This is a genomic window from Aeromicrobium stalagmiti (assembly GCF_013283745.1).
Lineage (GTDB): Bacteria > Actinomycetota > Actinomycetes > Propionibacteriales > Nocardioidaceae > Aeromicrobium > Aeromicrobium stalagmiti.
Map to the genome: position 1 here is coordinate 315,713 of NZ_JABSTZ010000002.1, position 18,981 is coordinate 334,693.

At 70.6% G+C, this 18,981-nt stretch carries 19 protein-coding genes; 14 read left to right on the forward strand and 5 right to left on the reverse strand.

Going from position 1 to position 18,981, the window contains the following annotated elements; genetic code table 11:
• The first annotated feature begins 37 nt into the window (after positions 1–37).
• Positions 38–415, forward strand: coding sequence for an Lsr2 family DNA-binding protein (locus tag HQK15_RS10550; protein WP_173491420.1), 378 nt, complete (start codon positions 38–40; stop codon positions 413–415).
• Positions 416–430: 15 nt separating this feature from the next.
• Here the strand turns inward: HQK15_RS10550 and HQK15_RS10555 are convergent, their stop codons facing one another.
• From HQK15_RS10555 to HQK15_RS10565, 3 genes are read right to left on the reverse strand one after another with little or no spacing between them, the layout of a single operon-like run.
• Positions 431–1,417 (reverse strand): SDR family NAD(P)-dependent oxidoreductase, encoded by a 987-nt coding sequence (locus HQK15_RS10555; protein ID WP_173491421.1) that lies wholly within the window; start codon positions 1,415–1,417, stop codon positions 431–433.
• A gap of 51 nt (positions 1,418–1,468) precedes the next feature.
• Complete coding sequence (locus HQK15_RS10560; RefSeq protein ID WP_173491422.1) at positions 1,469–2,122, reverse strand: response regulator transcription factor; 654 nt, start codon at positions 2,120–2,122, stop codon at positions 1,469–1,471.
• On the reverse strand, positions 2,119–3,267 hold the full coding sequence (locus HQK15_RS10565; RefSeq protein WP_173491423.1) for a sensor histidine kinase: 1,149 nt from the start codon (positions 3,265–3,267) through the stop codon (positions 2,119–2,121). Before HQK15_RS10565 ends, HQK15_RS10560 begins: the two co-directional genes overlap by 4 nt.
• A gap of 138 nt (positions 3,268–3,405) precedes the next feature.
• Here HQK15_RS10565 and HQK15_RS10570 point away from each other — a divergent pair, with 138 nt between their 5' ends.
• The 9 genes from HQK15_RS10570 (at position 3,406) to HQK15_RS10610 (ending at position 13,014) form a co-directional block, all read left to right on the forward strand.
• On the forward strand, positions 3,406–4,320 hold the full coding sequence (locus HQK15_RS10570) for an ABC transporter ATP-binding protein (RefSeq protein WP_173491424.1): 915 nt from the start codon (positions 3,406–3,408) through the stop codon (positions 4,318–4,320).
• Positions 4,317–5,105 (forward strand): ABC transporter permease, encoded by a 789-nt coding sequence (locus tag HQK15_RS10575; protein ID WP_173491425.1) that lies wholly within the window; start codon positions 4,317–4,319, stop codon positions 5,103–5,105. The genes HQK15_RS10570 and HQK15_RS10575 overlap by 4 nt, the downstream gene beginning before the upstream one ends.
• Positions 5,106–5,250: 145 nt before the next feature.
• The gene (gene dxr / locus HQK15_RS10580; protein ID WP_173491426.1) at positions 5,251–6,453 is read left to right on the forward strand and encodes a 1-deoxy-D-xylulose-5-phosphate reductoisomerase; all 1,203 of its coding nucleotides are present in this window, start codon (positions 5,251–5,253) and stop codon (positions 6,451–6,453) included.
• A complete protein-coding gene (locus HQK15_RS10585; protein ID WP_173491427.1) occupies positions 6,450–7,748 on the forward strand; it encodes a M50 family metallopeptidase in 1,299 nt (432 codons plus the stop codon). Before dxr ends, HQK15_RS10585 begins: the two co-directional genes overlap by 4 nt.
• Positions 7,745–8,890, forward strand: coding sequence for a flavodoxin-dependent (E)-4-hydroxy-3-methylbut-2-enyl-diphosphate synthase (gene ispG / locus HQK15_RS10590; RefSeq protein ID WP_173491428.1), 1,146 nt, complete (start codon positions 7,745–7,747; stop codon positions 8,888–8,890). Before HQK15_RS10585 ends, ispG begins: the two co-directional genes overlap by 4 nt.
• 103 nt (positions 8,891–8,993) lie before the next feature.
• Positions 8,994–9,791 (forward strand): GNAT family N-acetyltransferase, encoded by a 798-nt coding sequence (locus tag HQK15_RS10595; RefSeq protein ID WP_173491429.1) that lies wholly within the window; start codon positions 8,994–8,996, stop codon positions 9,789–9,791.
• Between the two features lie 29 nt (positions 9,792–9,820).
• Complete coding sequence (locus HQK15_RS10600) at positions 9,821–10,891, forward strand: polysaccharide deacetylase family protein (protein ID WP_173491430.1); 1,071 nt, start codon at positions 9,821–9,823, stop codon at positions 10,889–10,891.
• The gene (locus tag HQK15_RS10605) at positions 10,888–11,250 is read left to right on the forward strand and encodes a DoxX family protein (protein WP_217361589.1); all 363 of its coding nucleotides are present in this window, start codon (positions 10,888–10,890) and stop codon (positions 11,248–11,250) included. The genes HQK15_RS10600 and HQK15_RS10605 overlap by 4 nt, the downstream gene beginning before the upstream one ends.
• 24 nt (positions 11,251–11,274) lie before the next feature.
• A complete protein-coding gene (locus HQK15_RS10610; protein ID WP_173491781.1) occupies positions 11,275–13,014 on the forward strand; it encodes a proline--tRNA ligase in 1,740 nt (579 codons plus the stop codon).
• Between the two features lie 113 nt (positions 13,015–13,127).
• Here the strand turns inward: HQK15_RS10610 and HQK15_RS10615 are convergent, their stop codons facing one another.
• Positions 13,128–13,529 carry a DUF4439 domain-containing protein gene (locus HQK15_RS10615; protein WP_173491431.1) on the reverse strand — a complete coding sequence of 134 codons (402 nt, stop codon included), beginning with the start codon at positions 13,527–13,529 and terminating at the stop codon, positions 13,128–13,130.
• Entirely contained in the window at positions 13,526–14,011 is a 486-nt protein-coding gene (locus HQK15_RS10620) for a hypothetical protein (RefSeq protein WP_173491432.1), read from the reverse strand. Before HQK15_RS10620 ends, HQK15_RS10615 begins: the two co-directional genes overlap by 4 nt.
• A gap of 120 nt (positions 14,012–14,131) precedes the next feature.
• Here HQK15_RS10620 and rimP point away from each other — a divergent pair, with 120 nt between their 5' ends.
• The 4 genes from rimP (at position 14,132) to infB (ending at position 18,932) form a co-directional block, all read left to right on the forward strand.
• The gene (gene rimP, locus HQK15_RS10625) at positions 14,132–14,596 is read left to right on the forward strand and encodes a ribosome maturation factor RimP (RefSeq protein ID WP_173491433.1); all 465 of its coding nucleotides are present in this window, start codon (positions 14,132–14,134) and stop codon (positions 14,594–14,596) included.
• Positions 14,596–15,654 (forward strand): transcription termination factor NusA, encoded by a 1,059-nt coding sequence (nusA, locus tag HQK15_RS10630; RefSeq protein ID WP_173491434.1) that lies wholly within the window; start codon positions 14,596–14,598, stop codon positions 15,652–15,654. The genes rimP and nusA overlap by 1 nt, the downstream gene beginning before the upstream one ends.
• 3 nt (positions 15,655–15,657) lie before the next feature.
• Positions 15,658–15,951, forward strand: a complete 294-nt coding sequence (locus HQK15_RS10635; RefSeq protein WP_173491435.1) for a YlxR family protein — start codon at positions 15,658–15,660, stop codon at positions 15,949–15,951.
• Positions 15,952–16,139: 188 nt separating this feature from the next.
• Complete coding sequence (infB, locus tag HQK15_RS10640; RefSeq protein ID WP_173491436.1) at positions 16,140–18,932, forward strand: translation initiation factor IF-2; 2,793 nt, start codon at positions 16,140–16,142, stop codon at positions 18,930–18,932.
• Positions 18,933–18,981: the final 49 nt, after the last annotated feature.

The following is an 18,981-nucleotide window of genomic DNA, read 5'->3' on the forward strand; positions in this document are numbered from 1 at the left end:
TGCACTATCCTGACCGCGACCACCCGAAGGAGACCGCATGCCCAAGCGCGAGATCGTCCCCGAGCCGATCGTCACGGTGATCGACGATTACGACGGCCAGGAGCTGCCCCCGCACACGCCGCCCGAGCGCTACCTGCTGCGCGGGCGGACATACGACCTCTACCTCTCCAGCGCGTCCAAGCGCGAGGTCGACGAGTTCCTCGACACGCTGCTGGACGGCGCCGAGGAGGTCCGTGACGTCGCCCCCGCACCGCGCCGCGGTCGCGGCGGCCGTGGTGGCGCCGGCGTGACCATCCGCGACGGGTTCACGATCCACGACCTGCGCGAGTGGGCCAGGGCCAACGGCCACGAGGTCAGCGACAACCGTCGTGCACCGTCGAAGGTCATCGAGGCCTTCAACGCCGCCCACTCCTGAGGCGGGCGTCGACGCTCAGGCCGGCACGTTGTCGACGCCGGCTGCCCGGCAGACGTACGCCCACACGCTGCGACGCACCGCGGGATCATCTGCCTGCCCCGGCAGGTAATAGGTCGCACGGGGGCTGCGGTCGCACCAGAACTGCCCCGTGGACGCGGTGGCCGCCGGCGACGCGGTGAGCCACACGATCGTGTCGGCGCCCTGCTCCGGCGAGCGGAGCACCGGACCGAGGACCTTGGCGAACCGTGGCATCGACTCGGTGACGCCGGGGGTGTCGGCCCAGCCGGGATGCATGCTGTGCACCGTGATGCCGTCGCCCGCGTAGCGGCCCGCCAGCAGCTCGGTCATCGTCACCTGGATCCGCTTGGTGCGGGCGTACGCCCGGATGCCTTCGTAGGCGCCGCGCTCGTACTCGACGTCGCCGCCGATCGAGTCGTCCAGCGGGGCCGAGTACATGCCGCCCGACGACACGACGACCACACGCGGCGAGCTGGCGGCGGCCAGGCAGCCACGCAGCTCCTCGGTCAGCAGCAGCGGGCCGATGACGTGCGTGGCGAGCGCGAGCTCGTGCCCCTGGGCCGTCTCGGTGCGATGCGGCGGCATGACGCCGGCGTCGTGCACGATCGCGTGCAGCACGGGCACCCGTCGGCGCAGGTCCGCGGCGTACGCGCGCACGGCGTCGAGGTCGCTGACGTCGCACACCTCGGGAAGCAGGTCGGCGTCCGGGACGTCACGGCGGATCAGCTCGGCGGACGACCGGAGCCGTTCGGCGTCGCGTCCGACGAGGTGGACCGTGGCACCCAGGCGGGCGATGCCCAGGGCAGCCGCCCGGCCGAGACCGCTGCTCGCGCCGGTGACGACGACGTGGCGCCCGACGAGCGCCTGCGGATCGGGGTCGTCGGCCCACCAGCGGCGGCGCAGTGCCGGACCGATCGCCGAGTAGCCGGGCAGCAGGGCCTTGTCGAGGGCGGTGTCGAGCCAGGACGTCAGGGGGAGGCGCATGGGTCAACGGTAGGTCGCCGGGCGTGAGAACGCCTCCGGGGCCAGGACCGGTCAGAGCAGGTCGGCGTCGTGCATCGCGATCGCGACCTGCACGCGGTTGCTCGCGTCGAGCTTGGTGAAGATGTGGGAGATGTGCGCCTTCACGGTCGCGACGCTCATGTGCAGGGCCACCGCGATCTCGGCGTTGGACGATCCTCGACCGATCGCCACGGCGACCTCGCGCTCGCGCTCGGTCAGCCCGGCGACCCGGGCCACGGCCTCGTCGGCCCGTCCGTCCGGTGCCGCGTCGGTCACCTGACGGATCAGCTGCTCGGTGATGGTGGGCGACAGCATCGGCTCGCCAGTGACGACCCGCGCGATGGCGTCGACGATGTCGGCCGGGGGAGTGTCCTTGAGCAGGAACCCGGTGGCGCCCGCGGCCAGGGCGCGGACGACGTACTGGTCGGCGTCGAACGTCGTCAGCACGATGACCCTCGGCGGCGCGGGCAGGGCCAGCACGGCGGCCGTCGCGGCGATGCCGTCCATCACCGGCATGCGGATGTCCATCAGCACGACGTCGACCCCGCCGGCCCGCACCGTCTCGACGGCCTCGCGACCGTTGGTCGCCTCGCCGACGACGGTGATGTCGGACGAGCCCCCGAGGATCAGCGCCAGGCCCGCGCGCACGAGCGCGTCGTCGTCGGCGAGGAGCACGCGCACGGTCATGGCGGCCACGGTAGCCACGCCTCGAGGACGAACTCGTCGGTGGGGGAGACGCGGTGGCTCAGGCGCCCGCCCGCGAGAGCCGTGCGCTCGCCCAGCCCGACCAGGCCGAGGCCCGACTGGGGCGCCTGCGAGCGCCCCGACCCGACTCGCAGCGGGTTGCGGACCTCGACGACCAGACCCGCGTCGGGTCCACCCCGGAGGTTGACCGTCACCAGCGTGTCGGCCGCGTGCTTGCGGGCGTTCGTGAGGCCCTCCTGGACGACGCGGTAGGCCGTGCGGCCGAGCATCTCCGGGATGGTCTCGAGGGCGACGTCGCGGTCGGTCCGGACCCGCATGCCCGACCGGCGGGCCTCGAGGATGAGATCGGGGAGGTCAGTCGCCGACGGCTGCGGCATCTCCGGCGCCGCGTCACCGGGGCCGTCTCGCAGGATGCCGAGCACCTCGCGCAGCTCGACCATCGCCTGGTGGGCGTTGTCCTGGATGATGCCGGCGGTGGTCCGCATCTCCTGTGCCGACAGGTCGTCGCGGTACGCGAGCGCCCCGGCGTGCATCGTCACGAGCGAGATGCGGTGCGCGAGCACGTCGTGCATCTCCCGGGCGATCCGCGACCGCTCGGCCGTACGGGCCTGCCCGAGGCGCGCCGCCTGCTCCTGCTCGGCCGTCTCGGCCCGCTCCCGCAGGGTGGCCAGCAGCTCGCGCCGCGACCCGATGTACATGCCCCAGCCGATCGTGACCGCCACGACCAGGACGACCAGGGGGATCGTCACCGCCAACGGGTCGGAGCCCACGGGGTTGACGGTCTCGAGGGTCAGCCCGGCGACGAGCGACAGGAGGCCGACCGGGATGACCTCGCGCCACCGGCGACGGGTCGCCAGCGAGGCGAGGGCCAGCGTGGCCGGTCCACCGGGCGACATTGACACGAAGGTCAACAGGTTGATGACCACCGCGACCTGCACCGGGCGGGAGCGTCGCCAGTGCAGCAGCGCCAGGCTCAGCAGCCCCAGAGCCAGGTCGGTCCAGAACCACCACCGCTCGTTGTCCCACTGCCACTGCAGCAGCTCGAACCAGGCGACGCCCGAGATGACCAGGACGAGCGCATAGCGCCAGACGTGGCTCCACCGTCCGAGGTCGGGCTGTTCGGTCATCGGGGGCACATGCCAAGGCTAGAGGTGCCGCGTCCCGCCGGACACGGCTCAACGTCTGACCCTCCCTCATACTTTCGGCTAGAGAACACGGGCCCCCAGGTGGATGACGCGACTCGCTCGATGGGCGAGGGTGGAGTCATGATCACCGTTGACCGACTCACCAAGACCTATGGCGGCTACCGTGCCGTCGACGACGTCTCGTTCGAGTGCCGCCCCGGAGCCGTCACCGGGTTCCTCGGCCCGAACGGCGCCGGCAAGTCCACGACCATGCGCATCATCGCGGGTCTGACACCGGCCACCTCCGGCTCCGCTCTCGTGAGCGGGGTCAACTACCCCGACATCCCCAACCCCGGCACGCAGATCGGCGTCCTGCTCGACGCGTCGGCCCAGCACGCCGGTCGCACCGGCCGCGAGATCCTCGCGCTCAGCGCCCTGACGATGGGCCTGCCGATGTCGCGGGTCGACGAGATGCTCCAGCTCGTGAGCCTCACGCCCTCGGAGTCCAAGCGCCGCGTCAAGAACTACTCGCTGGGCATGCGGCAGCGCCTCGGCATCGCCAACGCGCTGCTCGGGGACCCCAAGATCCTGATCCTCGACGAGCCGGCCAACGGCCTCGACCCGGCCGGCATCCACTGGATGCGCGGGCTCCTGCGCGAGTACGCCAACCGCGGCGGCACGGTCCTGCTCTCGTCTCACCTGCTGCACGAGATCGAGGTCATCGCCGACGAGATCATCGTCATCGGCAACGGCAAGATCGTCGCCGAGGGCACCAAGGCCGAGCTGCTGCAGACCGCCGGCACGTTCGTGAAGGCCGGAGACCCCTCGGCGCTTGCCAACGCGCTCACGTCTGCGGGCCTCACGTCCGCACCCTCGGGCGACGGCGGCCTGCGCACCGAGGCCGACCCGGCCACGGTCGGCAAGGCGGCCGCAGCCGCCGGCGTCGCGCTGGTCGAGCTGCGACCCGCCGAGGGCGCCGGGCTCGAGGAGATGTTCCTCCAGCTCACCGCAGAGACCCAGCGCGAGACCATCACGCCCGAAGGAGCAGGAGCATGAGCACCGCAGCCCCCATCACGATCGACACGGCGCGTCCCGGCGTCCCGCTCGGCCGGCTGATCAAGGTCGAGCTCCGCAAGATGTTCAACACGCGGTCGGGCTTCTGGCTGATGCTGAGCATCGCGATCGTCGCGGCGATCGCGACCGTCGCGATCATCATCTTCGCCGACGGTGACGACCTGAGCTTCGGGCTGTTCGCCCAGGGCATCGGCATCCCGATGGCGATCGTCCTGCCCGTCATCGCGATCCTCTCGGTCACGAGCGAGTGGAGCCAGCGCACCGGGCTGATCACGTTCACCCTGGTGCCCCACCGCGGTTCCATCATTGCCGCCAAGGCGATCGCCGCGATCATCGTCGGCATCGCCGGCATGCTGATCGCCTACGCGATCGGCGCGCTCGGCAACATCGGGGGATCGGCCATCGCCGGGGTCGACCCGGTCTGGGACACCAGTCTCGTCAACCTGGTGACGATCATCCTGGCCAACGTGCTCGGGCTGCTGATCGGCTTCACGCTCGGCGTGCTGATCCGCAACTCCGCCGGAGCGATCGTCGGCTACTTCGTCTACTCGTTCGTCATCCCCTCGATCCTCGGCTTCCTGGCCTTCAGCCAGGACTGGTTCGAGAAGCTCCAGCCCTGGATCGACTTCAACGACGCGACACTTCCGCTGTTCGACGGCGGACCGAGCGGCGAGGAGTGGGCGCAGATCGGCACCTCCGGCCTGATCTGGCTCGTGATCCCCATGACCTTCGGCATCTGGGCGGTGCTCAAGTCCGAGGTCAAATGAGACTCCGGACCGGTCGGGGCCGACGACAGGACATCTGACGCCCCGACCCGGTCCGGTCAGCACAGGGACGGCGACGCGCTCCAGGGGCGCGTCGCCGTCGTCGATCCGGTCGGGCGTGACGTCGTCCGGGTGCCACAATGGCCGCATGCGCAAGCGTGTGGCCATTCTCGGCTCGACGGGCTCGATCGGCACCCAGGCCCTCGAGGTGATCGCCGCCAACCCCGAACGCTTCGAGGTCGTCGCGCTCGCCGCCGGCGGCAGCAACCCGCGGCTGCTGGCCGAGCAGGCGATCGCCTTCGACGTGCCCCTCGTGGCCGTGGCTCGCGCCAGCGCGGCCGAGGACGTCCAGCTTGCCCTCTACGCCGAGGCGCAGCGCCAGGACTACGCGCACGGCGACCACCGGGTGCCGCGGCTGCTGGCCGGCCCCGACGCCGCCACCGAGGTGGCCCGCACCCCCTGCGACGTCGTCCTCAACGGCATGACGGGTGCCGTCGGCCTGCTGCCCACGCTGGCGGCCCTCGAGACCGGCGTGACGCTGGCGCTGGCCAACAAGGAGTCGCTCATCATCGGCGGCGAGCTCGTGACCGGAGCGGCCAAGCCCGGCCAGCTCGTCCCGGTCGACTCCGAGCACTCCGCCCTGGCCCAGGCCATGCGGGGAGAGCGTCGCGACGACGTCCGCAAGCTCATCGTCACCGCGAGCGGCGGCCCGTTCCGCGGCCGGACGCGCGCCGAGCTCGCCGACGTCACGCCCGAGCAGGCGATGGCGCACCCGACGTGGGACATGGGCCCGGTCATCACGATCAACTCCGCGACGCTGGTCAACAAGGGGCTCGAGGTCATCGAGGCCAACCTGCTGTTCGACATCGGCTTCGACCGCATCGAGGTCGTCGTCCACCCGCCGTCGATCGTCCACTCGATGGTCGAGATGGTCGACGGGGCCGTCATGCTGCAGGCGTCGCCGCCCGACATGAAGCTGCCGATCGCCCTCGGGCTGGCGTGGCCCGAGCGGGTGCCCGACGCCGCGGCCGGGTGCGACTGGACGCAGCCGGCGACCTGGGAGTTCTTCCCGCTCGACGACGAGGCGTTCCCGGCCGTGAGCCTCGCGCGGCGTGCCGGCACCTTCGGCCGCACGGGCCCCGCCGTCTTCAACGCGGCCAACGAGGTGTGCGTCGACGCGTTCGTCGGCGGGCACTTGGACTTCCTCGGCATAGTGGACACGGTGGGCGCCGTCCTCGACGAGCACCTGTCCGACCCGGACGCCGCCCGCCAGGACATGACCCTCGACGGCGTGCTCGGCGCCGACACATGGGCCCGGCAGCGGGCCACGGAGCTGGTGGAGCAACGATGAACGCCCTGATCTACACCCTCGGCGTGGTGGTGTTCGTCCTGGGCGTCGTGCTGTCGATCGCCCTGCACGAGCTCGGCCACATGTATCCCGCCAAGAAGTTCGGCATCAAGGTCACGCAGTTCTTCGTGGGCTTCGGCAACACCATCTGGTCGACCAAGCGCGGCGAGACCGAGTACGGCTTCAAGGCGATCCCGCTCGGCGGCTACGTCAAGCTCGTCGGCATGCTGCCGCCGGCCAAGGGCGCCGACCCGCACGAGGTGCGCAAGACCAACACCGGCCTGTTCACGCAGCTGATCTCCGACGCCCGCGACGCGGAGTACGAGCACGTGGAGGACAAGGACCTCGATCGGCTGTTCTACCGCAAGCCGTGGTGGCAGAAGCTCATCGTCATGGCGGGCGGACCCACCGTCAACATCATCATCGCGGTGTTCCTGTTCGCGATCGTCTTCATGGGCTTCGGGGCGCTCACGCCCACCACGACCGTCCAGGCCGTGTCGGACTGCGCGATCAGCGACGCCGAGGCCGGTCGCACGTGCACGGCCGACGATCCCGAGACGCCTGCCAGCAAGGCCGGCCTGGAGCCGGGCGACCGCATCACGGGGTTCAACGGCACCGAGATCTCGTCGTGGGAGACGCTCTCGCAGCGCATCCGCGCCAACGGGTCGAAGCAGGCGACGATCGAGTACGTCCGCGACGGCAGGACGTTGACCGCCACCGTCGCCACGTCGGTGCTCGCGCGGGCAGACCTCGACGACCCCACCAAGACCGTCGAGGTCGGCTTCCTCGGTGTGTCCCCGACCGAGGAGATGGAGCGGCAGGGCCCGATCTACGTCGCCCAGGTGATGGGTGACTACGTCGAGGGCACCGCCAAGGCCATCTGGCACCTGCCGGTGCGCATGGTCGACGTCACCAAGGCGGCGTTCGGCGGCGAACGCGACGCCGACGGGCCCATCAGCGTCGTGGGCGCCAGCCGGGTCGCGGGGGAGTCGTTCACGATCGACGACCCGACGTGGTCCGAGCGCGCCCAGCGCGTCCTGGTGCTGCTCGCGGGGCTCAACCTGTTCCTCGCGATGTTCAACTTCATCCCGCTGCTGCCGCTCGACGGCGGCCACATCGCCGGCGCCCTGTGGGAGGCGGTCCGTCGCGGCATCGCCAAGCTGCGCGGCCGTCCCGACCCGGGCTACGTCGACGTCGCCAAGATGCTGCCCGTCGCCTACGGCGTGGGTGCTCTCCTTATGCTGATGAGTGTGATCCTGATCTACGCCGACATCGTCAACCCTGTGAGCCTCTCATGACAGATCTCGGACTTCCCGCGATGCCGCCGCCGGTGCTCGCACCGCGACGCAAGACCCGCAAGATCAAGGTCGGCTCGATCGACGTCGGGGGCGACGCGCCCGTGTCGGTCCAGTCGATGACCACGACGCTGACGTCCGACGTCAACACGACCCTGCAGCAGATCGCCGAGCTCACCGCGGCCGGCTGCGACATCGTCCGTGTGGCGTGCCCGAGCCAGGACGACGCCGACGCGCTGCCCGAGATCGCCCGGCACTCCAACATCCCCGTCATCGCCGACATCCACTTCCAGCCGAAGTACGTCTTTGCCGCGATCGACGCCGGCTGCGCGGCCGTCCGCGTCAACCCCGGCAACATCCGCAAGTTCGACGACCAGGTCGGCGCGATCGCCAAGGCGGCCAAGGACGCCGGCGTCTCGATCCGCATCGGCGTCAACGCCGGGTCGCTCGACAAGCGCATCTTCGACAAGTACGGCGCCGCGACCCCCGAGGCGCTCGTCGAGTCGGCCGTCTGGGAGGCCTCGCTGTTCGAGGAGCACGACTTCCACGACTTCAAGATCTCGGTCAAGCACAACGACCCCGTCGTGATGGTCAAGGCCTACGAGCTGCTCTCCGAGGCCGGCGACTGGCCCCTGCACCTGGGCGTCACCGAGGCCGGTCCGGCGTTCCAGGGCACGATCAAGAGCTCCGTGGCGTTCGGCTCCCTGCTCAGCAAGGGCATCGGCGACACGATCCGCGTCTCGCTCTCGGCTCCGCCGGTCGAGGAGGTCAAGGTCGGCATCCAGATCCTGCAGTCGCTCAACCTGCGGCCCCGCAAGCTCGAGATCGTCTCGTGCCCGTCGTGCGGACGCGCGCAGGTCGACGTCTACACGCTCGCCGAGCAGGTCACCGCCGGCCTCGAGGGCCTCGAGGTCCCGCTGCGCGTCGCCGTCATGGGCTGCGTCGTCAACGGTCCTGGCGAGGCCCGGGAGGCCGACCTCGGCGTGGCCTCCGGCAACGGCAAGGGTCAGATCTTCGTCAAGGGCGAGGTCATCAAGACCGTCCCCGAGTCCAAGATCGTCGAGACCCTGATCGAGGAGGCCATGCGCCTCGCCGAGGACATGGAGCCCATCGAGGGCGGCTCGGCCGCCGTCACGGTGAGCTGAGTCCCTCGCCGGGGACCTCTCCCCACGTACGCTGTATCCAACTCACCGGGGAGGCTCCGTGCTCAAGACGACGACGCATGTGCGGGCGTTGACGCCCCGTGACATGCCCGAGTTGCACGCCCTGCTCGACCGCGACCCGCTGGTCAACCTGTTCGTCCGCAACCGCGTCGACTCGACCAAGCTGCAGACCCGCTGGCTCGGCGGCCAGGTGTGGGGCTACTTCGAGGACGGCGTGCTCGTCTCGGCGTGCCACGCCGGCGCCAACGTCGTGCCGGTGCAGGCCACGCCCCGGGCGATCGAGGCCTTCGCCGACCGGGTGCTCGCCGACAACGTCCGGCCGTCGTCGATCGTCGGACCCCGCGAGACGGTGCTCCCGCTGTGGAAGCTGCTCGAGCCGCGCTGGGGCCCTGCCCGCTCGCCGCGGATCGACCAGCCGTTCATGGTCATCGACCACGACAGCCGGCTGCGCCCCGACCCGCGGGTCAGGCCGGTCCTGATCGACGAGTTCGACACCGTCTACCCGGCCTGCGTGGCGATGTTCACCGAGGAGGTCGGCGTCGACCCCGAGGCCGGCAACCGCAGCGGCTACCGCGCCCGGGTCGCGCAGCTGATCTCGCAGGGCTGGTCGTTCGCGATCATCGAGGACGGCGAGGTCGTCTTCAAGACCGAGGTGGGGGCCGCGACGCCCTACGCGTGCCAGCTGCAAGGCGTCTACGTGCACCCCGACCTGCGGGGGCAGGGCATCGCCGCTCCGGCGGTCGCGGCGGTCGTCCGCCTGGTGCGGCAGACCGTCGCTCCGGTCGTGACCCTCTACGTCAACGACCACAACACCGCGGCCCGGCGTGCCTACGAGCGGGCGGGCTTCGAGCACACCGCGACGTTCGCGTCGATCCTGCTCTGACGCGGCTCCGCAGCCCCTACACTGCTGGCGTGATCCGCCGTCTCCTGCCCGTCGTCGTGGCGCTTATCGTCGTCGCATCGGCCGCGCCGGGCGAGGCGGTCATCCCGCCGGACGTCCGCTGCCGCAACGGCACTGTCGCGCTCACGTTCGACGACGGGCCGAGCCGGGTCAACACGCCGCGGCTGCTCAGGATCCTGCGGAAGCACCGGGCCCAGGCGACGTTCTTCGTCACGGGGAGCAACGCCGAGCGCCAGCCTGCGGTGCTGCGCGAGATGGTGCGCGACGGCCACGCCGTCGAGAACCACTCGTGGGACCACCCCGACCTGACGACCCGCTCCAGCCGCAGCGTCAAGCGTCAGCTGCTGCTCACCAAGGCCGCGATCCGCGCAGCGATCGGCCAGAACCCGGGCTACTTCCGCCCGCCCTACGGCGCGACGAACAAGCAGGTCCGCACGATCGGTGCCCGGCACGGCCTGCGGCAGATGCTGTGGACGATCGACGGCGCCGACTGGCAGGGCGGCTCGGCCCGGACCATCCGCAGGAACGCCCTCTCCGGGCTGCGCAAGCACCGTTCCAACGTGATCCTCCTGCACGACGCGGTGACCAACTCGCCCCGCACGCTACAGGCCGTCCCGTCGATCGTGAAGGGTCTGCGCGCGAAGGGCTACTGCCTCGTCCCGCTCGAGCAGATGATGGCCAAGGGCCGGGTCAGCGCCCGGTCGGTGACCGCGACGGAGAACGGCGCGGGGTCGCGGCTGGTGCGCGTCACGTTCCGGATGAACGGTCCCTCGCAGCGCGACGGATCGTTCCGCGTGCGGTCGCAGGACGACACGGCGATCGCCGGCACCGACTACCGGGCGGTCGACCGGGTCGTGGAGATCCGCCGCGGCGACCGTGCGGCCTCGATCCACGTGCGGGTGTACGGCGACGAGATGCCCAACCTCGACCACCGGTTCGTGCTGCGCCTCGACCGGCCGCGATCGTTGCGCCTGTCGACGTACGCCGTGCCCGTCACGATCACCGACGACGGCTCGTGGAGCACCCCGACCGAGGAACTCATCGGACCGGTCGACGGCAGCGCCGCTAGTCTCGGCTCATGACCCGCGACATCAAGATCATGGCCGGCGCCTTCATCGGCATGGGCGTGCTGCACTTCGTCAAGCCCGGACCGTTCGAGAACATCGTTCCGAAGCCGCTGCCCTACAAGCGGGAGCTCGTCTACGGCTCCGGCGTCGCGGAGATCGCGGTCGGCGCGATGATGCTCAACCCCGGCACACGGCGTCTCGGCGGCCTCGGCGCGGTCGGCCTGCTGGCGGGGGTGTTCCCGGCCAACGTGCAGATGACGGTCGACGCCCTGCGCAGCAGCAAGGCCCCGACGTTCTTCAAGGTCGGGACGATCCTGCGCCTCCCGCTGCAGGCCCCGATGATCCGCATCGCGCTGAAGGCAGCCCGCTCCTAGCCCGATAAGGTCGGGACCATGCGTATGTCCCGGCTCTTCCTCCGTACTCTCCGCGACGACCCCGCCGATGCCGAGGTCCCGAGCCACAAGCTCCTGGTGCGGGCCGGCTACGTCCGCCGTGTCGCCCCCGGCATCTACTCGTGGTTGCCGCTCGGGCTCAAGGTGCTGGCCAAGGTCGAGAAGATCATCCGCGAGGAGATGGACTCCATCGGGTCGCAGGAGGTGCGGTTCCCCGCGCTGCTGCCGCGTGAGCCCTACGAGGCGAGCAACCGCTGGACCGAGTACGGCCCCAACATCTTCCGCCTCAAGGACCGCAAGGGCAACGACATGCTGCTCGGACCGACGCACGAGGAGCTCTTCACGCTGCTGGTCAAGGACCTCTACTCGTCCTACAAGGACCTGCCGCTCAGCCTCTACCAGATCCAGACGAAGTACCGCGACGAGGCGCGTCCCCGTGCCGGCATCCTGCGCGGCCGCGAGTTCATCATGAAGGACTCCTACTCCTTCGACATCGACGACGCCGGGCTCGAGAAGTCCTACCGGGCGCACCGTGAGGCGTACGAACGCATCTTCGACCGCCTCGGCTTCGAGTACGTCATCGTGCACGCCGACTCCGGTGCGATGGGCGGGTCAGCGAGCGAGGAGTTCCTGGCGGTCTCCGAGACGGGCGAGGACACCTTCGTGCGTTCGCCGGGCGGCTACGCCGCCAACGTCGAGGCCGTCACGACGGTCGCACCCGACCCGGTTCCGTTCGACGGTCTGCCGGTCGCTCACGCCGAGCAGACGCCCGACACACCGACCATCGACACGCTCGTCGACCACCTCAACGAGGCGTTCCCGCGCGAGGACCGGCCCTGGGAGGCATCCGACACGCTCAAGAACGTGCTGGTGGTGCTGCGCCACCCCGACGGCACCCGCGAGCCGCTGGCGATCGGCGTTCCCGGCGACCGGGAGGTCGACGCCAAGCGTCTCGAGACGTCGGTGGCGCCGGCCGAGGTCGAGCCGTTCGGCGACAAGGAGTTCGACGCCCACCCGGGCCTGGTCAAGGGCTACATCGGACCTGGCGCCCTCGGCCTCGAGGGCACGACCGGCATCCGCTACCTGACCGACCCCCGGGTCGTCGACGGCACACGGTGGGTGACCGGCGCCGACGTGCAGGGCTCGCACGTCATCGACCTGGTGGCCGGACGCGACTTCACCTCTGACGGCACGATCGAGGCGGCCGAGGTCCGCGCCGGCGACCCCGCCCCCGACGGCTCCGGGCCGCTCGAGCTCGCCCGCGGCATCGAGATGGGTCACATCTTCCAGCTCGGTCGCAAGTTTGCCGACGTGCTCGACCTCAAGGTCCTCGACGAGAACGGCAAGCTCGTCACGGTGACGATGGGCTCGTACGGCGTCGGTGTCTCGCGCGCCGTGGCTGCGGTCGCGGAGTACGCGCACGACGAGGCAGGGCTCGTGTGGCCCCGGGAGCTCGCCCCGTTCGACGTCCACCTGATCGTGGCCGGCAAGGACGAGACGGTCATCGCCGGAGCCGAGCAGGTCTACGCCGACCTGGTCGGTGAGGGCTTCGACGTGCTCTTCGACGACCGTCCGGGCAAGGTCTCGCTCGGCGTGAAGTTCAAGGACGCCGAGCTGATCGGCGTCCCGACCATCGTCGTCGTCGGCAAGGGCTTCGTCGACGGTGTCGTCGAGGTCAAGGACCGCGTCACCGGCGAGCGTCAGGACGTCGCCCGCGCCGACCTGATCGCTGCCCTGCGCGCCTGACCAGGGAGGTGGATCTGCCACCTCACCGCGGCGAATGAGGTGGAGGATCCACCTTCTGGCAGCGGGAGAGGTGGAGGATCCACCTCCCACCGGGGCGAGGCGGGGCGGGACGGTCAGGGCAGGCCGGGGAACGCCCGGGGCTTCGCGCCCCACGTCAGCTCGGCCAGCGCGGCGCGGGTGAGGTTCTTGACCGCATAGGCCCGCACGTCGCCCTCGGTGACGCCGGCGAGGGTCAGGCACGCGGCGCTGATCCGGGCCTCGAGGTCGCGGGCCGCGCGGCGGGCTCGGTTGGCGGACGCCAGGGAGCCCACGTCGTACGTCAGCGCGGTCGAGACCGGCTCCGCGTCGAGGCCCTCGATGCGCCGCAGCAGGGCGTCGCGGGTGTCGCGGTGCGTCTCGAACGCCGTGCGGGCCCGGGGGAGCAGGTCACGGTGACGCGCACCGATGACGGGGTGCAGCCACACCGCCTCGTGCTCCAGCGCCAGCCAGGCCTGCAGGGCGTCCGTCGGTGTCATCGCAGGTCGCCGATCTCTTGTGCGCACTGGGCGACGCCGGCGGACATGGCAGCGAGCACCCGGGTCAGGGCGGGGGAGAAGGCGCGCAGGCAGTCGCGCCGGAGCGTCTTCGCCACGTCGCCGAAGGCCTCCGTCAGCGCTTCGAGGGCAGCCTTCGGGTCGTCGGGCGGGGGCTCGGCGTCGGTCGTGGCCAGCGAGCCGCCGACCGCGGCGAGCTGCTCGCGCAGGATCACCTCGAACGGCGCCAGCGCCAAGCCGTCGTGGCGGGACGCGGTCGCCTCGACCAGCGCGAGCAGGGTGCTGACCTGCAGGGCGGCGTCCCGCACCAGGCGGTCGTCCTCGGGATCCGGCTGGGGCTTGGGGTCCAGCCCCACGGCGTCCGCGACGTCGTCGAGCCGGTGCGTGGCCTGGGCGACCCCCACGAGCGCGGCGCCCCCTGCAACGGCGGCTCCTGTCCCGAGAAGGACGCGTCGGCTGATCACCGTGGCAGGTTACCGGTCAGATGTTCGGTAGGGTGGTGCGGACACTTCACATGGTGCCCAGCAGCAGCACACGGTGCCCAGCAGCAGAGCGCGCCCACAACAAAAGACGGAGGACGATCCATGACGGACAGTCTGGAGACCCTCGTCGAGACCGCCCTCCGTGAAGGTGCCCTGGCGTCGCTCGGCCTCGATCTCGAGGCGCTCGAGCTGACGCCCGCCGGCAACAAGCGCGTCCTCCGCATCGCGGTCGACCGTGACGGCGGGGTCGGCATCGACCACATCACCGACGCCACCCGCGCCCTGTCGGAGGTCCTCGACGCCAGCGACGTGATGGGCGAGCAGCCCTACACGCTCGAGGTCACCTCGCGCGGGGTCGACCGCCCGCTCACGCACCCCCGCCACTGGCGCCGCAACGAGGGCCGCCTGGTCCGCCTGCGGCTCGCCGACGACTCGTCGGTCGACGGACGCATCGCGACCTGCGACGACGAAGGCGTCGACGTGGTCGGCCGGACGACCACGCGCTACCCCTACGACCAGATCACCTCAGCGCTCGTGCAGACCGAGCTCAACAGGAAGGACGCCTGATGGACATCGACATGGCAGCCCTGCGCGCCCTCGAGCACGAGAAGCAGATCCCGTTCGAGGCGATCTGCGAGGCGATCGAGACCGCCCTGCTCTCGGCCTATCACAAGACCGGCAGCTCACACCCGCACTCGCGGGTCGAGCTCGACCGCAAGTCCGGCCACGTGACGGTGTGGGCCAAGGAGCGTCTCGAGACGCCGCCCCCGCCGGAGCCGGTCGAGGGCGAGGAGCCCGTGCGCGTCCCGGCCTCGTTCACCGAGGAGTTCGACGACACGCCGGACGACTTCGGGCGGTTCGCCGCCACGATCGCGCGTCAGCTCATCATGCAGCGCATCCGCGACGCCGAGGACGAGTCGAAGTTCGGCGAGTTCTCGGGCAAGGTCGGCGACATCGTCTCCGGCGTGATCCAGCAGGGTCGCAATCCTGCCGACGTCATGCTCGACCTGGGCCGCATCGAGGCCATCCTCACCGGCACCGAACGCGTCCCCGAGGAGAAGTACGCCCACGGCGAGCGCCTCAAGGCGTACGTCTACGAGGTCGAGAAGGGCCTGCGCGGGCCGCGCGTCAAGGTCTCGCGCACGCACCCCAACCTGGTCAAGCTGCTCTTCGCCCTGGAGGCGCCCGAGATCGCCGACGGCTCCGTCGAGATCGTCGCGATCGCCCGCGAGGCCGGCCACCGCACCAAGATCGCCGTGCGCGCCAACGCGTCGGGCATCAACGCCAAGGGTGCCTGCATCGGCCCGATGGGTTCGCGCGTGCGCAACGTCATGCACGAGCTGCACGGCGAGAAGATCGACATCGTCGACTACAGCGACGACCCGGCCGACTTCATCGCGCACGCCCTGTCGCCGTCACAGGTCAAGGGCGTCACGATCGTCGACGCCGCGACCCGCTCGGCCCGCGTCGTCGTGCCCGACTTCCAGCTGTCGCTCGCGATCGGCAAGGAGGGCCAGAACGCTCGCCTCGCCGCCAAGCTCACGGGCTGGCGCATCGACATCCGCTCCGACACCGAGGCGCCCACGCAAGCGGGCGGCAGCCCCGCTCGCGGTGAGCGCTCGTGACCGATGGCGCGACCGCTTCCCGAAACGGGTAGACTGTCGGAGGTCGTCCGTACATGCATCGGTTGCAGGCAACGTGCGGACAAGACCACTCTGGTACGGATCGTCGCAGTGCAGGAGCCCACGGCAGTCGTCGTGACACCTGATCTGCGCGGCACGTTGCCGGGGCGAGGGGCGCACCTGCACCCCACGACCCGGTGCCTGGAGCTCGCGACACGCCGCAAGGCGTTCGGCCGGGCCCTTCGAGCAGAAGGGCCGCTCGACCTGAGCGCGCTGGCGGCAGTCGTCGAAGAAACATGAACACCAGCTCGACCACCAGGAGCGCCGCAACCGCGGTGTTCCCACGACACGAAATCGGAGCACTCGCTCATGACCTACATGAACGGCCTCGGCCGATGAGTACTGCGCGATGAGTACTGCGCAATGAGCACGTTCGTCAACTAGTGGTCTGATCCTCCTTCGGGGTCGGACCCCCCTGAAGGAGAAAAGTGGCTGTCAGAGTCCACGAGCTCGCCAAAGAGTTCGGCGTCGAGAGCAAGGTCGTCCTCAACACCCTGAAAGACATGGGTGAGTACGTGAAGTCGGCCTCCTCGACCGTTGAAGCACCCGTCGTCCGTCGCCTCAACGAGGTGCACGGCGAAGCCCTGCGTGCGCAGGGCGCCAAGAAGTCCGGCGGCAAGGCACCGGCCCAGGCCGAGCCCACCCCCGCCGCGACCCCGTCGCCCGCCGCCCCGGCCCAGGCCGCTGCACCTGCAGCGCCCGCCCCGGCTGCGCCGACCCCGGCCGCACCGGCACCTGCCCGGACGCCCGGCCCGGTCCCCGGACCCCGCAAGGCTCCGGAGCCCGCTCCGGTCGCCAAGGAGGCCCCGAAGCCGGCCGCTCCGGCCGCTCCCGCGGCAGCTGCCCCCGCAGCACCCGAGGCACCGACGCGCACCCCGGGCCCCACGCCCGGCCCGCGTCCGCCTGCTGCCGGCGGCGCCCGCCCCGGCAACAACCCGTTCTCGTCGACGCAGGGCATGCAGCGCAACACGCCGCGCCCGCCTGCGGCTCGTGAGGGTGGCAGCGGTGCGGCTCCGGCCTCGCCCAGCGGCATGCCCCGTCCCAACCCGGCCATGATGCCGCGCCAGTCGGGCCTCGCCGGTCCGTCGGCCGGTCGTGGCGCTCCCGGACGCCCCGGCGCTCCGGGCCGTGGTGGCCCCGGTGGGGCTCCCGGTCGCGGTGGACCCGGCGGCGGTGGCGGTGGCTTCGCCGGTCGCCCCGGTGGCGGCGGCGGAGCTCCGGGTCGTCCCGGTGGCGGCGGCTTCAGCGGCCCCCCGCGCACGGGTGGCCCGGCCGGCCGCAACACCCGCGGTGGCACCCAGGGCGCGTTCGGTCGCGCCGGTGGACCGGTTCGTCGTGGACGCAAGAGCAAGCGCGCGAAGCGTCAGGAATTCGACCAGATGCAGGCGCCCGCCATCGGCGGCGTCCGCGTCCGCAAGGGCAACGGTGAGACGGTTCGTCTGACCCGTGGCTCGTCGCTCGCCGACTTCGCCGACAAGATCGGCGGCGACTCCGCGTCGCTCGTCGAGGTGCTGTTCCACCTCGGTGAGATCGTCACGGCGACCCAGTCGGCCAACGACGAGACCCTGATGCTGCTGGGCGAGGAGCTCAACTACAACGTCGAGGTCATCTCGCCCGAGGACGAGGACCGCGAGCTGCTCGAGTCGTTCGACATCGAGTTCGGCGAGGACGAGGGTGGCGAGGCCGACCTGGCCCCCCGTCCGCCGGTCGTCACCGTCATGGGGCACGTCGACCACGGAAAGACCAAGCTCCTCGACGCGCTGCGCAGCAGCAACGTCGTCGACAAGGAGGCCGGTGGCATCACCCAGACCATCGGCGCCTACCAGGTCTCGACCGAGGTCGACGGCACCGAGCGTCGCATCACCCTGATCGACACCCCCGGTCACGAGGCGTTCACCGCCATGCGTGCCCGTGGTGCCCAGGCGACCGACATCGCGATCCTCGTGGTCGCGGCCGACGACGGTGTCATGCCGCAGACGGTCGAGGCGCTCAACCACGCCAAGGCCGCCGGCGTCCCGATCGTCGTTGCGGTCAACAAGATCGACAAGCCCGACGCCGATCCGACCAAGGCCCGTGGCCAGCTCACCGAGTACGGACTCGTGCCCGAGGAGTACGGCGGAGACACGATGTTCGTCGACGTCTCGGCCAAGGCTGGTCTTGGACTCGACGACCTGCTCGAGGCCATCGTCCTGACCGCCGATGCCTCGCTCGACCTGCGCGCCAACCCCGAGCAGAACGCCGAGGGCCTCGTCATCGAGGCACACCTCGACCGTGGTCGCGGCCCCGTCGCGACGGTGCTCGTCCACCGCGGAACGCTCAAGGTCGGCGACTCGCTCGTCGCCGGTCCGGCGTTCGGTCGGGTGCGCGCCATGCTCGACGAGCACGGCAACAACATCGAGGAGGCGACTCCGTCGCGTCCGGCCCTCGTGCTCGGCCTGACGGCCGTGCCCGGCGCCGGTGACAACTTCATGGTGGTGGCCGACGACCGTCTGGCACGTCAGATCGCCGAGAAGCGTGAGGCGCGCGAGCGCAACGCGCTCCTGGCCCAGCGCAGCGGCCGCCGCACCCTCGAGGACTTCATGTCCTCGATGGAGAAGGGCGAGACCGACGAGCTGCTGCTGATCCTCAAGGGTGACGGTTCCGGCTCGGTCGAGGCCCTGGAGGACGCACTGGCCCAGATCGACGTCGGCGACGAGGTCGCACTGCGGGTCATCGACCGCGGTGTCGGTGCGATCACCGAGACCAACGTCATGCTGGCCGCGGCGTCCAACGCTGTGATCATCGGCTTCAACGTCCGCCCCCAGGGCAAGGCGACGGAGCTGGCCGACCGCGAGGGTGTCGAGATCAAGTACTACTCGATCATCTACAACGCGATCGAGGAGATCGAGGCGTCGCTCAAGGGTCTGCTCAAGCCGGAGTTCGAGGAGGCGCAGCTCGGCACAGCCGAGATCCGCGACATCTTCCGCTCCAGCAAGATCGGCAACATCGCGGGCTGCATGGTCACCGGTGGAACGATCAAGCGCAACGCCAAGGCGCGTCTGCTCCGTGACGGCTCCGTGGTCGCGGACAACCTCGACTTCTCGAGCCTGCGGCGCGAGAAGGACGACGTGTCCGAGGTCCGCGAAGGCTTCGAGTGCGGTCTCGTGCTCAGGGGCTTCAACGACATCAAGGTCGGCGACATCGTCGAGACCTTCGAGATGCGCGAGAAGAAGCGCGACTAGTCAGCACCCTGGACGTCATACCGGGCGTGGCCCCAGCGCCACGTCCGGT

What these genes read in the sequence shown, in the direction of transcription:
- ispG (WP_173491428.1), top strand. Translation starts at nt 7,745, where the DNA reads ATGACAGATCTCGGACTTCCCGCGATGCCGCCGCCGGTGCTCGCACCG.
- dxr (WP_173491426.1), top strand. Translation starts at nt 5,251, where the DNA reads ATGCGCAAGCGTGTGGCCATTCTCGGCTCGACGGGCTCGATCGGCACC.
- rimP (WP_173491433.1), top strand. Translation starts at nt 14,132, where the DNA reads ATGACGGACAGTCTGGAGACCCTCGTCGAGACCGCCCTCCGTGAAGGT.
- HQK15_RS10575 (WP_173491425.1), top strand. Translation starts at nt 4,317, where the DNA reads ATGAGCACCGCAGCCCCCATCACGATCGACACGGCGCGTCCCGGCGTC.
- nusA (WP_173491434.1), top strand. Translation starts at nt 14,596, where the DNA reads ATGGACATCGACATGGCAGCCCTGCGCGCCCTCGAGCACGAGAAGCAG.
- HQK15_RS10560 (WP_173491422.1), bottom strand. Translation starts at nt 2,122, where the DNA reads ATGACCGTGCGCGTGCTCCTCGCCGACGACGACGCGCTCGTGCGCGCG.
- HQK15_RS10595 (WP_173491429.1), top strand. Translation starts at nt 8,994, where the DNA reads ATGCCCGAGTTGCACGCCCTGCTCGACCGCGACCCGCTGGTCAACCTG.
- HQK15_RS10550 (WP_173491420.1), top strand. Translation starts at nt 38, where the DNA reads ATGCCCAAGCGCGAGATCGTCCCCGAGCCGATCGTCACGGTGATCGAC.
- HQK15_RS10610 (WP_173491781.1), top strand. Translation starts at nt 11,275, where the DNA reads ATGTCCCGGCTCTTCCTCCGTACTCTCCGCGACGACCCCGCCGATGCC.
- HQK15_RS10570 (WP_173491424.1), top strand. Translation starts at nt 3,406, where the DNA reads ATGATCACCGTTGACCGACTCACCAAGACCTATGGCGGCTACCGTGCC.
- HQK15_RS10605 (WP_217361589.1), top strand. Translation starts at nt 10,888, where the DNA reads ATGACCCGCGACATCAAGATCATGGCCGGCGCCTTCATCGGCATGGGC.
- HQK15_RS10635 (WP_173491435.1), top strand. Translation starts at nt 15,658, where the DNA reads ATGGCGCGACCGCTTCCCGAAACGGGTAGACTGTCGGAGGTCGTCCGT.
- HQK15_RS10615 (WP_173491431.1), bottom strand. Translation starts at nt 13,529, where the DNA reads ATGACACCGACGGACGCCCTGCAGGCCTGGCTGGCGCTGGAGCACGAG.
- HQK15_RS10565 (WP_173491423.1), bottom strand. Translation starts at nt 3,267, where the DNA reads ATGACCGAACAGCCCGACCTCGGACGGTGGAGCCACGTCTGGCGCTAT.
- HQK15_RS10555 (WP_173491421.1), bottom strand. Translation starts at nt 1,417, where the DNA reads ATGCGCCTCCCCCTGACGTCCTGGCTCGACACCGCCCTCGACAAGGCC.
- HQK15_RS10585 (WP_173491427.1), top strand. Translation starts at nt 6,450, where the DNA reads ATGAACGCCCTGATCTACACCCTCGGCGTGGTGGTGTTCGTCCTGGGC.